This is a genomic window from Pseudomonas sp. S3_C06, assembly GCF_054667675.1.
On record NZ_CP162747.1, the window covers coordinates 1,661,792 to 1,677,323 of the forward strand.

Annotated in this window: 13 protein-coding genes; 8 read left to right on the forward strand and 5 right to left on the reverse strand. The window is 59.4% G+C overall.

Annotation, left to right across the window (positions count from 1 at the left end; all coding sequences use genetic code 11):
- The first annotated feature begins 8 nt into the window (after nt 1-8).
- The 3 genes from AB4N44_RS07190 (at nt 9) to AB4N44_RS07200 (ending at nt 1,843) form a co-directional block, all read left to right on the forward strand.
- On the forward strand, nt 9-542 hold the full coding sequence (locus AB4N44_RS07190; protein WP_316916773.1) for a sigma-70 family RNA polymerase sigma factor: 534 nt from the start codon (nt 9-11) through the stop codon (nt 540-542).
- A complete protein-coding gene (locus AB4N44_RS07195; RefSeq protein WP_316916774.1) occupies nt 539-1,231 on the forward strand; it encodes an anti-sigma factor in 693 nt (230 codons plus the stop codon). The genes AB4N44_RS07190 and AB4N44_RS07195 overlap by 4 nt, the downstream gene beginning before the upstream one ends.
- Nucleotides 1,232-1,363: 132 nt before the next feature.
- Nucleotides 1,364-1,843: a phage infection protein gene (locus AB4N44_RS07200; RefSeq protein WP_316916775.1), complete on the forward strand. Its 480-nt coding sequence runs from the start codon at nt 1,364-1,366 to the stop codon at nt 1,841-1,843.
- A 70-nt stretch (nt 1,844-1,913) separates the two neighbouring features.
- Here AB4N44_RS07200 and AB4N44_RS07205 read toward each other — a convergent pair whose 3' ends face one another.
- On the reverse strand, nt 1,914-3,005 hold the full coding sequence (locus AB4N44_RS07205) for a DUF1615 domain-containing protein (RefSeq protein WP_316916776.1): 1,092 nt from the start codon (nt 3,003-3,005) through the stop codon (nt 1,914-1,916).
- Nucleotides 3,006-3,298: 293 nt separating this feature from the next.
- Here AB4N44_RS07205 and AB4N44_RS07210 point away from each other — a divergent pair, with 293 nt between their 5' ends.
- Nucleotides 3,299-5,503, forward strand: coding sequence for a TonB-dependent receptor (locus tag AB4N44_RS07210; protein WP_316916777.1), 2,205 nt, complete (start codon nt 3,299-3,301; stop codon nt 5,501-5,503).
- Nucleotides 5,504-5,814: 311 nt separating this feature from the next.
- Complete coding sequence (locus tag AB4N44_RS07215) at nt 5,815-7,350, forward strand: FAD-dependent oxidoreductase (protein ID WP_316916778.1); 1,536 nt, start codon at nt 5,815-5,817, stop codon at nt 7,348-7,350.
- Between the two features lie 124 nt (nt 7,351-7,474).
- Here the strand turns inward: AB4N44_RS07215 and hemB are convergent, their stop codons facing one another.
- The gene (gene hemB / locus AB4N44_RS07220) at nt 7,475-8,449 is read right to left on the reverse strand and encodes a porphobilinogen synthase (protein WP_047300672.1); all 975 of its coding nucleotides are present in this window, start codon (nt 8,447-8,449) and stop codon (nt 7,475-7,477) included.
- 248 nt (nt 8,450-8,697) lie between these two features.
- On the reverse strand, nt 8,698-9,396 hold the full coding sequence (locus tag AB4N44_RS07225) for a glutathione binding-like protein (RefSeq protein ID WP_316916779.1): 699 nt from the start codon (nt 9,394-9,396) through the stop codon (nt 8,698-8,700).
- A 341-nt stretch (nt 9,397-9,737) separates the two neighbouring features.
- Between AB4N44_RS07225 and AB4N44_RS07230 the strand changes: the two genes are divergently transcribed.
- On the forward strand, nt 9,738-10,412 hold the full coding sequence (locus tag AB4N44_RS07230; RefSeq protein WP_150651608.1) for a histidine phosphatase family protein: 675 nt from the start codon (nt 9,738-9,740) through the stop codon (nt 10,410-10,412).
- Nucleotides 10,413-10,531: 119 nt separating this feature from the next.
- Here the strand turns inward: AB4N44_RS07230 and mnmH are convergent, their stop codons facing one another.
- On the reverse strand, nt 10,532-11,635 hold the full coding sequence (gene mnmH, locus AB4N44_RS07235; protein ID WP_460109528.1) for a tRNA 2-selenouridine(34) synthase MnmH: 1,104 nt from the start codon (nt 11,633-11,635) through the stop codon (nt 10,532-10,534).
- Entirely contained in the window at nt 11,635-12,669 is a 1,035-nt protein-coding gene (gene selD, locus AB4N44_RS07240) for a selenide, water dikinase SelD (RefSeq protein WP_460109525.1), read from the reverse strand. The genes mnmH and selD overlap by 1 nt, the downstream gene beginning before the upstream one ends.
- Nucleotides 12,670-12,822: 153 nt before the next feature.
- Here selD and AB4N44_RS07245 point away from each other — a divergent pair, with 153 nt between their 5' ends.
- A complete protein-coding gene (locus tag AB4N44_RS07245) occupies nt 12,823-13,815 on the forward strand; it encodes a hypothetical protein (protein WP_127929059.1) in 993 nt (330 codons plus the stop codon).
- A 13-nt stretch (nt 13,816-13,828) separates the two neighbouring features.
- A complete protein-coding gene (locus tag AB4N44_RS07250; RefSeq protein WP_460109522.1) occupies nt 13,829-15,487 on the forward strand; it encodes a hypothetical protein in 1,659 nt (552 codons plus the stop codon).
- The last annotated feature ends 45 nt before the right edge of the window (nt 15,488-15,532 follow it).

A 15,532-nucleotide genomic window follows, 5' to 3' on the forward strand; every position in this document is an offset into this window, starting at 1 on the left:
TGCACGACATGCCTTTAGCCGAATCCACATTCGATTACGAAGCCCGCCTCGCAGCCTGTGCCCGAGGCGAGCGCGCGGCCCTGCGCGATTTGTATGTGCAGGAAGGCTCGCGTCTGCTCGGCGTGGCCAAACGGCTGGTGCGCGATACGGCGCTGGCGGAGGACATCGTTCATGAGGCGTTCATCAAGATCTGGAACGGCGCGGCGGGTTTCGACCCGGCGCGCGGTTCGGCGCGTGGCTGGATGTTCAGTGTGACCCGGCATCTGGCGCTGAATCTGCTGCGAGATCAGGGTCGTGAAACGTCGCTCGGGGTTGAGCACGAAACAGTCGGGGATGCTGACGACTTCGATGCCCATGCGCATTCGGCACGCATTCATCGTTGCCTCGAACAACTCGAGCCACAACGCCGCCACTGCATCCTGCATGCCTATGTCGACGGCTACAGCCACGCGCAGATTGCCGCGCGTTTAGACACGCCGCTGGGCACGGTCAAAGCGTGGATCAAACGCAGCCTCAACGCATTGCGGGAGTGCATGGGATGACCAGCGAATCAGCGCAAGACCGCGATGAATTGGCCGGCGAATATGTGCTCGGCACGCTTTCTTTTGAACAGCGGATCGAGGTGCAACGACGCTTGCCGAATGATCCTGAATTGCGTGCAGCGGTGGATGCCTGGGAACGGCGTCTGCTGGAGCTGACCGAGCTGGCGCCCGTGCAACAACCCTCGGCGCTGTTGTGGCCACGGATCGAACGCAGCCTTGAACGATTCGCGCCAAAAACGTCATCGACCTCATGGTGGAATCTGCTGCCACTCTGGCGCGGGTTGAGTGCGGCCGGACTGGCCGCCACATTGACTTTGGGCTCGGTCCTGCTGACTCAGACCACGCCGAGACCGAGTTATCTAGTGGTGTTGGTGGCGCCGCAAGACAAAGCCCCGGGCTGGGTGATTCAGGCGAGCAATTCGCACGAGATTCAGCTGATTCCGCTCGGTGTGGTCGAAGTGCCAGCCGACAAGGCGCTGGAATTCTGGACCAAGGCTGACGGCTGGCAGGGGCCGGTGTCGCTGGGGCTGGTCAAGCCAGGCGAAGCTTTATCGGTGCCGCTGGACAAGCTGCCGCCGCTGCAACCCAATCAGCTGTTCGAGCTGACACTTGAGGGCGCCAATGGCTCGCCGATCGGCAAACCGACCGGGCCGATTCAGGCGATCGGGCGCGCGGTGAAGGTGCTGTAAGGCTCTGCTCTGCGGCTCCTGGCTACCATCATCGGCATCGATGTTCACCATCACGGCAATGAAGTTCTCATAAAAAATCCCGGGCGTAACATCTGTTCCATACCAACCAACAACACCCCGGAGCACACAATCATGAAACGCCAGACTCTTCTCGGTATCGCTTTCTCGGTCTTCGCTATCAACGCTTTCGCCGCTACCCCGGCCCACACCCTGATCGCCGAAGGCGGCTCGGACAAACTGATCGAAAGCCGTGTGGCTGAAGGTGGCTCGGATCGTCTGATCGAACGTCGCGTTGCCGAAGGTGGTTCGGATCGTCTGATCGAACGTCGCGTTGCCGAAGGCGGCTCGGATCGTCTGATCGAACGTCGCGTTGCCGAAGGCGGCTCGGATCGTCTGATCGAACGTCGCGTTGCCGAAGGTGGTTCGGATCGTCTGATCGAACGTCGCGTTGCCGAAGGTGGTTCGGATCGTCTGATCGAACGTCGCGTTGCTGAAGGTGGTTCGGATCGTCTGATCGAACGTCGCGTTGCCGAAGGTGGTTCGGATCGTCTGATCGAACGTCGCGTTGCCGAAGGTGGTTCGGATCGTCTGATCGAACGTCGCGTTGCCTGATGATTGGCTGTAAGCGCAACACCTCAGAAAAACCCGGCTGCCCTGGCCGGGTTTTTTATGTCTGTGTGTTTTATCTCGCCTTGGCCATGCAGCGCTTGTAGCGCTCGTCCACGCGCTTGGCGAACCAGGCTGTGGTGAGTTTTCGGGTGATCTTCGGGCTCTGCAGCACGATTCCCGGCAACACCGCACGCGGCAGCTTTTTCCCCTCCGCTTGCTCCGCCAGTTCAAACACCCGTTGATAGAGTCTGGTCTCTTCGAATTCCAGGGTTTTGCCCTTCTCCAGTTGATCGCGAATGGTCGGGTTGCGCATGCCCAATGACTTGCCGAGGGTGCGCACCGCCAGTTCCGTGCCGCCGGGCATGATCGAGTCGTAGCGGATCAGGTCGCCATCGAGTGCCAGCGGGATACCAGAAGCACGGCTGACCGCATTCTGGAAAGCGGCATTACGGCTGGCGTACCAGCCGGCATTGAAATCAGCAAACCGATACAGCGGCTCGCGATAGCTCACCGGATAACCGAGCAAATGCGCGATGCCGAAGTACATGCCACCACGGCGGCTGAACACTTCGCGGCGAATCGTACCGTCTACCGGGTATGGATAGTCTTTGGCGTGCTGTTCGGCAAATTCGATGCTGACCTGCATCGGCCCGCCCGTGTGCACCGGGTTGAAGCCGCCGAACAGTGTGCGGCCCATCGGAACACGACCGATGAAGTCGTCGAAGATCGCGCTGAGTTCTTTTTCACTGCGCGCCGCATTCAGGCGCTCGCTGTAGGTCTTGCCGTTGGTTGAGCGCACTTGTAGAGCACCGCTGACCAACAGGCTGGGGATGTGCACTTTCGCGGCGCGGCGGTCAATTTCGTCTCGAGCGATTTTGCCCAGGCCGGGCACCGTGGGGTCGGCCTGGAAGGTGGATTCCTGCTCGGCCACGGCCAGCACCGAGCAGAGGTTTTGCGTGGTCGGGCTGATGTTCTGCGCGGCAAATGCGGCGTAGATGTCGGTGGCCCAGCCTTGCCGATCGGCCGTCTTGGCCGGCATCAGCCGCACGATCTCAGCCTTCACTTCGGCAGGCGCCCGCGGCACCGGTTCCTGACTGCGCTGCCCCGCGCAACCGGCGAGCGCCAGCAGTGCGGCGAGCGTGATCGGTAATTGAAAGTTATGCATGGAACTTCATCCAGTCTGTTAAGCCCGAACCACGATACACAATCCGTGTAGGAGCTGCCGAAGGCTCGGGCCGCGATCGGACGATCTTTTGACTTTGATTTTAAAAACAAGATCAAAAGATCGCAGCCTGCGGCAGCTCCTACACAGGAATGCGGGTTTTGAAGGGGTGATGACAAACTGATTGCAAACCGTTACTGAGAAAATCTATCATTTGCACCTGGAGTCGCATTTGCGCAAGGAGTTCCCGCGCCGCCCTTATTTTTCTCACCGGCCGTGCGCCTCCAGGTATCTACATGCCCGCTCCAGCTCGACTCGCCGTCCCGTTTCGCCCGACGCTTCTCGCCCTGCTGTGCTCCCTGACTGTCACCGCTCACGCCGCCGAAGGCGATAACAAGGCGCTGGTGCTGGACGACGTCAACGTCAATGCCCAGGCCCCGACGCCCAACGCCCTGCCCCCGGTTTACGCGGGTGGCCAAGTAGCCCGCGGTGGGCAACTCGGCGTGCTCGGCAATCAGGACATGATGGACGTGCCGTTCAGCGCCGCCTCCTACACTGAGCAATTGATTCAGGACCAGCAGGCCGAAAACGTCGCCGACGTGCTGCTCAACGATTCGTCGGTGCGTCAGGCCTCGGGTTTCTCCAACCAGGCGCAAGTCTTCATGATCCGTGGCCTGCCGCTGAACGGCGATGACATTTCCTATAACGGCCTGTACGGCGTGCTGCCACGGCAGATCATTTCCACCGACGCCCTGGAGCGCGTGGAAGTGTTCAAAGGCCCCAATGCCTTTATCAACGGCGTGACCCCGACCGGTTCCGGCATCGGCGGTGGCGTCAACCTGCAACCGAAACGCGCCGGCGACGTGCCGCTGCGGCGTTACACCACCGATATCAACAGCGAAGGCCGTATCGGTCATCACTTCGACATCGGCCAGCGTTTCGGTGAAGACAACCGCTTTGGCGCCCGGATCAACCTGTCTCAGCGCGAAGGCGACACCGGTATCGATCACGAGAACCAGCGCTCGAAACTGTTCGCCATCGGCCTCGACTATCGCGGCGATGCCCTGCGCATTTCCGGCGACTTCGCCTATCAGAAAGAGCGCGTCAACGGTGGCCGCAGCTCGGTCAACCTCGGCACTGCCACGCATATTCCGGACGCGCCGTCAGCCGACACCAACTACGCGCCGAAGTGGGGCTACACCGACATCGAAGACACCTTCGGCATGCTCCGCGCCGAGTACGACCTGAACGACAACTGGACCGCTTATGCGGCCGGCGGCGCCAAGCACACCCGCGAAGTCGGGCGCTACAACTCGACCACTTTGGTTGGCAACAGCGGTGCGTCGTTTACCACGGGTTCGTTCGTCCCCCACGATGAAGACAACACCAGCGTGATGGCCGGACTCAACGGCAAATTCAACACCGGCCCGGTCAGCCATAAGCTCAATTTCGGTTTGACCGGCATCTGGGCCGAACAGCGCAGCGCCTACGATTTCGACCTGACCCAGTACGCCAACAACATCTATCACCCGGTGCAAACGCCGTCGCCGGTCGGCAACTTTGCCGGCGGCGACTTGAATGATCCGGGGATCGTCGGCAAGACCTTCAACCGCAGCATCGCGATTTCCGACACCCTCGGTTTCTTCGATGATCGCCTGCTGGTCACCGCCGGCCTGCGCCGTCAGCAACTGGTGGTCCAAGGTTACAGCTACGCCAGTTATGGCAGCGGCCCGCGCTCCTCGAGCTACGACGAGTCGATCACTACGCCGGTGTACGGCGTGGTGTTCAAGCCATGGGAACATGTGTCGTTCTACGCCAACCACATCGAAGGCCTGGCACAGGGTCCGACCTCGCCGACCAGCTCCGGTGGTTTCCGTGTGACCAACGGCAACGAGGTTTACGCACCGGCCCGCTCCAAGCAAACCGAGGCCGGGGTGAAAGTCGACATGGGCACTTACGGCGCGAGCCTGGGTGTCTATCGCATCGAACAGCCAAGCGATGGTTACTGCGAAATCGACAGCGCCACCACCTGCACCTACGTACGTGAAGGCGAGCAGGTCAACAAAGGCGTAGAAATGAACGTGTTCGGCGAGCCGATCCAGGGCCTGCGCCTGATCAGCGGCCTTACCCTGATGGACACCGAACTGAAGAACACCCTCAACGGCGCCAACGACGGCAATCGTGCGATCGGTGTGCCGACCTTCCAGTTCAACGCTGGCGCGGATTGGGACGTGCCGGGTCTGCAAGGTGTAGCGCTGAATGCGCGGATGCTGCGCACTGGTGGTCAATACGCGGATGCGGCGAACAACCTCAGCCTGCCGACCTGGAACCGCTTCGATGCCGGTGCGCGTTATGCGTTCAAGGTGTCGGAGAAGGACGTGACCGTGCGTCTGGGCGTGGAGAATCTGGCGAACAAGAAGTACTGGGAATCGGCTCAGGGTGGGTATCTGACTCAGGGTGAGCCGCGGGTTGCCAAGTTGTCCGGCACCATTGATTTTTAAAGCTGAAAAGCCCCTCACCCTAGCCCTCTCCCAGAGGGAGAGGGGACTGACCGTGGTGTTCTTGCAAGTTACACCGACCTGAAATATCGAGTCGAACTCAGGTCTTAAAAAACACACAAATCGGCTCCCTCTCCCTCGGGAGAGGGCTGGGGTGAGGGGCCCGGATCTACGCCACGCAAAAGCCCCCCAGCCGAACACCCGAAAAAGGCCCCACAGCCTCACCGCTGCGGGGCCTTTTCCGTCTGGCCGATCAACTGGCCACCCTCTCCTTCTGATCCATACTTGCTGCACAGCAAAAGGAGGACAGGCCCATGAACCGCAGCGACGTTCTGATCATCGGCGCCGGCCCGACCGGACTGGCACTGGCCCTGTGGCTGAGCAAACTCGGCGTGCGCGTGCGCATCATCGATAAAACCTCCGCGCCCGGCACCACTTCGCGAGCGCTGGCGGTGCAGGCACGCACCCTCGAGTTGTACCGCCAACTGGACCTCGCCGACACCGTGGTGCGCAACGGTCATCGGGTGGCCGCGGCGAATTTCTGGGTCAACGGCAAACCGGTCGCGCAATTACCGCTGAACCGCATCGGCGAAGGCCTGACACCCTACGCGTTCGTCGAAATCTTCCCTCAGGATCAGCACGAACGGCTGCTGATCGAGCGCCTCGAAGACTACGGCGTCACTGTTGAGCGCGATACGACACTGGAAAGTTTCGAGGAAACCGGCGACGGCCTCACCGCGCATTTGCGCCTGCCCGATGGCGAGCAGGAAATCTGCCAGGCCTGTTATCTGGCCGGCTGTGACGGCGCCCGCTCAATCGTGCGCAAAACCCTCGACAGCGGTTTCCCCGGCGGCACTTATCAGCAGATTTTCTACGTGGCCGACGTCAAGGCCAGCGGCCCGGCGATGAACGGCGAGTTGCACCTGGATCTGGATGAGGCGGACTTTCTCGCCGTGTTTCCTCTCGCCGGCGAAGGCCGCGCAAGGCTGATCGGCACCGTGCGTGACGAACGTGCGGATCGCGCCGAAACCCTGGAATTTTCCGATGTCAGCAGCCGCGCCATCGAACATCTCAAGGTGCACATCGAAGACGTGCACTGGTTCTCGACCTACCGCGTGCATCACCGCGTGGCCGAGCATTTTCGCAGTGGCCGCGCGTTTCTGCTCGGCGACGCGGCGCATGTGCACAGCCCCGCCGGCGGTCAGGGCATGAACACCGGCATTGGCGATGCGATCAATCTGGCGTGGAAACTCGCCGCCGTGCTCAGCGGCGCAGCCGAACCACGCCTGCTCGACAGCTACGAAACCGAACGCATTGCCTTCGCTCGTCGACTGGTGTCGACCACCGACAAGGTCTTCAGTTTCGTCACCGCCGAAGGGCGTATGGCTGATCTGCTGCGCATGCGTGTGGCACCGTTTCTGATCCCGAAAATGGCCTCGTTCGAGGCCAGTCGCGAGTTCCTTTTTCGCACCGTTTCGCAGGTCACCCTCAACTATCGCGGCATGCCGTTGAGCCAGGGCGCGGCCGGCCACGTCCACGGCGGCGACCGCTTGCCGTGGGCGCATGATGGTGAGGGAGACAATTACGAACCGCTCAGACAGCCATGCTGGCAGGTGCATGTGTACGGTGACACCAGCGACGAAATGATCGCCTGGTGCCAGGAACATCATTTGCCGCTGCATGTGTTCGACTGGCGCCCGGCGTTTGAAACGGCAGGATTGGGGCGTAATGGCTTTTATCTGCTGCGCCCGGATACGTATGTGGCGATTGCCGAGAACAGCGCGGATCCGAAGGTGATTGAACGCTACTTCCGCGATCACGGCATCCGGACCTACTTCAACTGCCCCTGACCCACCACAAATCAAATGTGGGAGCGAGCCTGCTCGCGAAAGCGTCGTGTCAGTCAACACTAATGTCAGCTGACAAACCGCTTTCGCGAGCAGGCTCGCTCCCACAGGGGTAACGCGTTGGTCGTCAGATCCCGGCCAATGCCAGATCCATCGCAAAGTAAGTGAAGATCAAATCAGCACCCGCACGCTTGATCGCGCCCAGGCTTTCACGCACCACGCGATCCTCATCGATGGCCCCTGCCTGTGCGCCGAACTTGATCATCGCGTACTCACCGCTGACCTGATACGCCGCCAGCGGCAGGTTCGAGGCTTCGCGGATGTCGCGGATGATGTCGAGGTACGCACCGGCCGGTTTGACCATCAGCGCATCGGCGCCTTCCTGCTCGTCGAGCAGCGATTCGCGCAGGGCTTCGCGGCGGTTCATCGGGTTCATCTGATAGCTTTTGCGATCGCCTTTCAGCGCGCTGCCACCGGCCTCGCGGAACGGGCCGTACAGAGCGGAAGCGAATTTGGTCGAATAGGCCATGATCGGAATCTGAGTAAATCCGGCCGCATCCAGCGCCTGCCGAATCGCCCGCACCTGACCGTCCATCGCCGCCGACGGCGCGATCACATCAGCACCGGCACGCGCCGCCGCCACGGCTTGCTTGCCGAGGTTGATCAGGGTCTGGTCGTTGTCGACTTCATGGTTGTGCATCACGCCGCAGTGGCCGTGATCGGTGTATTCGCAGAAGCACGTGTCGGACATCACGATCATCTCCGGCACTGCGTCTTTGGCAATGCGCGACATGCGCGAAACCAGGCCTTCTTCGCGCCAGGTGTCACTGCCGTTGCTGTCCAGATGGTGGGACACGCCGAAGGTCATCACCGACTTGATGCCAGCACGGGCATAACGCTCGATTTCGCTGGCCAGTTTGCGCTCGGGAATGCGCATCACACCGGGCATGCTTTTGATCGGGACGAAGTCGTCGATTTCTTCCTCGACGAAAATCGGCAGCACCAGATCATTCAGACTGAACTCGGTTTCCTGGAACAGGCTGCGCAGGCTCGCATTGCGGCGCAGACGGCGGGGACGTGCTTCGGGGAACTGACTGGACATGGGGCCTTTCCTGAAAACGGCAGATGAGACGAAAGTCGTAGGGGGCGAAGCTTATGCCTTGCGGGGGCTGGCGTACAAACCTGGATCAATCAAGAGTGCATTACCGGGGGTGTAATAATCCCTCGGACTTTGCACATTCCCTTGTAGGAGTGAGCCTGCTCGCGATAGCGATGTGTCATTCGACATCAATGTTGACTGACACATCGCTATCGCGAGCAGGCTCACTCCTACATGGGGTTTGTGTTTAGTCAGGAAGGAATGGTCAGGCCTCGAACCACGGCCGGACGCGCGAGGAAACGCTCAAGCACACGGGTGACATTCGGGAAGTTGCTGATGCCAACCAGATCACCCGCCTCATAGAAGCCAATCAAATTACGCACCCACGGGAACGTGGCGATATCGGCAATGGTGTAGCGCTCACCCATGATCCAGTCACGGCCTTCCAGCCGACCGTCGAGCACTTTGAGCAGACGTTTGCTTTCGTCGACATAACGATCACGCGGACGTTTGTCTTCGTAGTCCTTGCCGGCGAACTTGTTGAAGAAACCGAGCTGGCCGAACATCGGGCCGATGCCGCCCATCTGGAACATCAGCCACTGAATCGTTTCGTAGCGCAGCACGCCTTCCTGCGCCAGCAACTGACCGCTTTTGTCGGCCAGATAAATCAGGATCGCCCCCGACTCGAACAGCGGCAGTGGCTGGTCCCCGGGGCCGTGCGGATCGAGGATCGCCGGGATCTTGTTGTTCGGGTTCAGCGAGAGAAACTCAGCGGACAACTGATCCCGGTTATCGAAAGCAACCTTGTGCGGCTCGTACGGCAGGCCGATTTCTTCGAGCATGATCGAGACTTTCACGCCGTTGGGCGTCGGCAAGGAATAGAGCTGAATCCAGTCTGGGTACTGCGCCGGCCATTTCTGGGTGATCGGGAACGCGGACAGATCGGTCATGGGAAGCATCCAGTCACAAATTAAAGGCTGATCATAATGTAGGCGCCGCGCAGGCCGCGATCTTTTGATCTTGAGCCTTTGCAGCCTGCAAAAAATCGCAGCCTGCGCCAGCGCCTCCATGAACCGTAACATCCTGTCGTTAACCTGCCACCAGGCCGCTGAACATAGCCGTTAGAGTGCTGCGCACTCTGACGATCGAACCAAACGGCCCTCAGGGGACTCTGAGCTATGCCTTTATTGCAAAGGAAGCCGTTCACGACAGGGAAAACACCCGGTGCTGGGAGCCCGTGGTGTAAAGGTTTGTCAGCCTTAATTGAATCAGCTGAAGAACTTTCTATTTCATGACGAACCTTATGCGTTTCGCCAAACGCTTCAAACATCGCGCGTATGTGGCCCTGCCTTCCCTGCTGGCTGTCAGTGCGCTGTTCCTGTCGCTTGAGTCCAGCGAAAGCCGTGCGCAACCGGTGGACGGCACCCAGACGCTGGTGTTCCTGCGCCACGCAGAGAAACCCGAGGGCGGTCTTGGTCAGCTCAACTGTCAGGGCCTGAACCGCGCCATCGACCTGTCGACCCTGCTGCCGGAAAAATTCGGCAAGGCCGATTACGTGTTTGCCGCCAATCCGACGCGCAATGTCGAGGAAGGTGAGCTGGACAACTCCTACAGCTACATCCGCCCACTGATGACCATCAGCCCGGCGGCGATCAAGCTAGGCCTGCCGGTGAACATCGAGTTTTCGGCCAACGACACCAGCGATCTGGCCCGCGAACTGCTGGAAGACAAGTATCACAACTCGACGATCTACACCGCCTGGTCGCACGGCTATCTGCCAGAGTTGATCAACAAGGTGGCGGGCAAAGCGGTCGGCGAGAAGCAGAACATCACCGAGGACTGGGCGGGCAACGACTTTGACTCGCTGTATGTACTGACCCTGACCTGGCACAACGGCAAGGCCAGTCTGCAAAGCCACAGCTACAAGCAGGGGCTGGATAACGGCAAAGATACCTGTCCGACCTGAGTTTTGTGTGGCCTGGCCCGGCCCTTTCGCGAGCAGGCTCGCTCCCACAGGGGATTTGTATTTCACGCAGATCCAATGTGGGAGCGAGCCTGCTCGCGAAGGGGCCCGCCGCTACAACCTCAAAGCGTCTGATTCACCCGCTCACGCAAATACTCAAGCACCGCCTCACGCTCCCCGGCAAACTCGATCCGCCCGCCCTTCTTCTCACGCTGAAACACATACATCGGGTCGTAATAGTCGCGCAGCAATACACCGATCCACTCACGGAAGAGCTCGACCGAACCGTTGCGCGCCTGTTCGGACAGCGCCGCTTCCATCTGCAAATACATGCGTTGATAGCGCTCGCCACCCAGTCGTCGCTGAATATTGTTCAGGCTGGAAATCAATCGCTCCGCATACAAAGCAAAACCGAGCTCGCCATGCACAGCGACGAACTCTGCATGCAGGTCGATTACATAATCCTGCAGGATCCGCTCGACCCGATTGTCGAGGCTGTCTTCTAGCCAGACCAGAGGCGCCGCTTGCATGCCCCGATAAAGTGACAATGGCAAAGCACAGCTACCGACCACCCGACTCTCGTCTTCCAGGACAAATTGCCTGGTCCCGCCGGCACGTTTTTTCAGCACATCAACGGCCAAGCGATTTTCGAAATCGATGTTCGTCGGTTGCCCGGTGGCGCGCTTGCCAAAACTCGAGCCTCGGTGATTGGCATGGCCTTCCAGATCGAGACTATTGCTCAGCTGCACCAGCGCCTCAGTCTTGCCCGTGCCAGTCATACCACCGAGCAAGACCAAGTCGCATTCGGCCACAGCCTGATCGACCGTCTCCAGAAGGAACGTGCGCATTGCCTTGTAGCCACCGCCGACACGCGGGTAATCGATGCCACCCTCATCCTTGATCCATTGCTGGACGATCTGCGAACGCAGGCCGCCGCGAAAACAATACAGATAACCATCGGGATTGTTACGGGCAAACTCGACCCAGCCTTGAATGCGTTGCTCCCGTATCTCGGCGGACACCAGCCGCTCACCCAAGGCTATCGCGGCTTGCTGCCCATGCTGTTTGTAACAGGTGCCAACCTGTTCGCGTTCACGGTCGTTCATCAGCGGCAGATTGACTACCCCGGGGAACGCACCGTGGGAGAACTCGATCGGCGCGCGGGCATCCATCAGCGGCCGGTCGTTGAGGAAAATGTCTCGGTAGTCAGTGCAGTCGCGGAGCATCAAATCACCTCGACTGCGTTCGTCTGTCGCTCAACCAGTTCGCCGATTGGCGCAAGGTTCAGGCCCAGTTCGGCGGCGATAGCAAGGAATTCTTCATTGCCTTCAGGCGTCACGGCGATTAGCAGACCACCACTGGTTTGCGGGTCGCAGAGCACGCGTTTATGCAGCTCCTGCACACGGCCGACCTTGCTCGCGTAGCTGTCGAAATTGCGCAGCGTACCGCCGGGCACGCAGCCCTGATCGAGGTAATACTCGACGCTGTCCAGACGCGGCACCCGGTCATAGGCGATGCGTGCGGTGAGCTTGCTGCCGTCCGCCATTTCCACCAGATGCCCGAGCAGGCCAAAACCGGTGACGTCGGTCATTGCCGTGACACCGGCGAGTTTGCCGAAGCGGCTGCCGGGTTTGTTCAGGGTGCACATCCAGTCGCGGGCTACGCCGACATCGGCGGCACGCAATTTGCCCTTCTTCTCGGAGGTGGTGAGGATGCCGATGCCCAACGGTTTGGTCAGGTACAACAGGCAACCGGCGGTGGCGGTGTCGTTGCGCTTCATGTGGCGCTTTTCCACCAGTCCGGTGACGGCGAGGCCGAAGATCGGCTCCGGCGCATCGATCGAGTGCCCGCCCGCCAGCGCAATGCCCGCCGCGTCGCAAACGGCACGGCCGCCGCGAATCACTTCACGCGCCACTTCCGGCGCCAGCACATTGACCGGCCAGCCGAGAATCGCGATGGCCATCAGCGGATCACCGCCCATTGCATAGATGTCGCTGATCGCGTTGGTCGCGGCAATGCGGCCGAAGTCGAACGGGTCATCGACGATCGGCATGAAAAAGTCCGTGGTCGACACCACGCCGCGCTCGGCATCGATCTCATACACCGCCGCGTCATCGCGTGAGGCATTGCCGACCCACAGTTTCGGATCAAGGTTCTGGGCACCGCTGCCGGCCAGAATCACTTCCAGCACCTGCGGGGAAATCTTGCAGCCGCAACCGGCGCCGTGGCTGTATTGGGTCAGACGAATCGGCTCGCTCATGGGGGAGTCTCAGGCTGTTGATGGGGGCGATTCTAGCAGAGGTCCAAATCAGTCCGGCGGTGTCAATCCCTCTTAAGATAACTGAAGGCATATTGACATCACCCTTCAACCAGGGAGAATCGCGCAACGCTTCATTCAAAGTCAGGGACTACTATGAAACAACGCGCCTCCAAACCAACCGAAACTGGCTCCTTTATCGATTCTTGGCGACGCGAACCCGAGCCCTTTTGTCCAGAAAGTTTCAACACGACATTTATTTTCTCCTCTATCACCAGCGCGGTCGGCCGCGCATTCGATGCGACCCGCGAGACCGTTGCAGAAGCCGCTGACATCGTTGGAGACAAAGTCGGCGATCTGTATGGCGCCACCGTCGAAACGATTTCCGATGCCGCCGATGCGGTGACTGACGTCGTGACTGAAGCAGCCGAAAAGGTTGGCGATGCCGTATCCGATGCCTACAACTCCACTGTCGAAACCGCCTCCAACGCCGCCGACGTTGTGGCAGACGTTTACACCGCGGCCGTTGAATCCGTTGTGGACGCTGCTGACAAAGTGGGCGATGTCCTGAGTGATGCTTACGATTTCACCCGCGAAACCATCACCAGCGGTTACGACAGTTCCCGGGACTATGTAGCCGACTTCGGAACCTCGATGGCGACCTATTGGAATGCCAAAAAAGAACTGGAAGAGCGCAAGGAAAAAAATGCTGAAACTCGCGGCGAGAACCGCGAAAAGGCGAAGAGTGAGGTCAGGGAAAGGCGCTTCTGCGAGGCGCTCGCAAAAGCCAAGGCATGCATTGACAGCCATGAAGCCTATTTCCGCATGCTGATTGCCATGCAAGCCGTTGCACAGGCGAGTGCCGCGTGCAATGGCGGCGCCAGTGAAGAGGATAAGCAGCAAATCAATGAGTTCCTGCTGGGCATGGGTAGCGACTTCCTGCCCGCCAAAGTTCAAGCAGCGATGAATCTGCTCGCTAGCAATCCTCCGACGCTCAAGGAGGCTTTCATCCGAGCGCGAAAAACCGGAATTGAGGCGCAAGCGTTGTTCGATGAAATCATCGATTTCGTCACGACGCTGAACGGTGAAATGAGTGAGCCGCAGAAAGCGTTTCGCTCGGGATGGGCGCAGTTGTCTGCCGCTGCTTGAAAGGAGAACTGCCATGACGGATCGAATCGAACGTTTCAAAGCCCGGCAACGCCAGCAAGCAACGGTTGCCAGTGCGACCCGCCTCGTCGGGTTGCCCGAGGCTGACCTTGCTCGACAATTGCTTGAGGAGCCCCTGAGCCCTCTGCTGTTGGAGGGCGATTTTCTTGCCGCTGATTTTTCGGTGGAGCTTGACGTCACGGATGATGAAGCCCAGGAAGCGCTCAAAGGCTACTCGCAAGCGTTCAATCAGGAACGTTTCGAGCAACTCATCGGGGACAGTAGACGCGAGGTGTTGCAGGCTATTGCGGTACCTTTCGGGTTGGGTCGAGTGCTCGCGGTTTACGATAAAAAAGGCGGCAACGTCGACACCATCAATAACGCGAGGAATGAGGTGTACGCCAGCGATGCTGCTGCCAGGAAGTACACCGACTTGCCTGCTTATGATTCGGACAAATTTCACAAGGACAAGGCTTACACCGACAAAAACGCCAAAGACACGCTGGCTCAGCAATCGGGCACCCTCAAGGACGCCTACACAAACGAGACCTTCGGCCAGAACAAGAAGCAGGATCCGCGCAACCTCGACCACACCATTTCAGCCAATGAAATTTATACCGATCCGGGACGAGTGCTGGCCGATCTCGATGCACCGAAACTGGCAAATGTCGACTCCAATCTGAATCCGACGAAGAAAGCGCTTAACCAGTCAAAAGGTAAATTGAGTGCCACCGAACTTGTTGAAAAGCTGCAGACGCAGTCGGTCAGTCGTCGGGAGGAAATGCAGCGGCTGTCGGAGAAAACCGAACTGACGCCTAAAGAAGAAAATCGCCTCAATCTGCTCAAACAGCATGAAGCCATCGCGCAGAACCCTGATCTGCTGCTGGCGAAGGACAAGGCAGCACGTGCCGAGTATGAAAAGAAACTCAACGACGCCTATTACAAAAGCGACAAGTTCAAAGCGGACCTTGCCAGGACCAGCCTCAAGGAAGGCGGCAAAATGGCGTTTCAGCAAGCCTTCGGCGTCATGCTGATCGAGTTTTTCAGCGCAACGTTCGACGAACTGATGGACCTGTACCGCCATGGCCGAAGCCACGAATCGTTGGTCCCGGAGCTACGCGCGCGCCTCGGGCGCGTTGCCAAACGAGTCGGCAATCAATGGCAAACGGCGCTGGCTGCCGGTGGCGCAGGCTTCGTGGCCGGCGTACTGGCCAACCTAGTCACCACCCTGATCAACGTCTTTGTCACCACGGGCAAACGTGCTGTGCGCATGTTCCGTGAAGGATTCCTGTCGTTGCTCAAGGCACTGAAGACACTGTTGCTGCCTCCTGAGGGACTCACCCTGCGTCAGGCAGCACACGAGGCGATCAAGATCACTTGCGCCGGAGGTGTGATCATTGCCGGTGTCGCACTTGAAGAAGTCATCGAAAAACAAATGCTGCTGATTCCCGGGCTCGGCACTGTGGGGGCGATTTTGTCTGCGGTCATCGTCGGCGCACTGACAGGGCTGGCCAGCACTTTTGTTGTTTACCTGGTGGACAGGCTTGATCCTCTAGGCGTGAACCGCGACCGCGAAATCATCGAGGTGGGTGAAAGGCTTGACCGGAGTCTGGCGCAGGCGATGGAAGAAAATGACCGGTTGCTGCTTGAGTTGGAAAGCAGTCTGGCGACTTGATCCAAGACGTAGCTAACGCCTTCTTTAAAAGAGTGGTGAAGTACA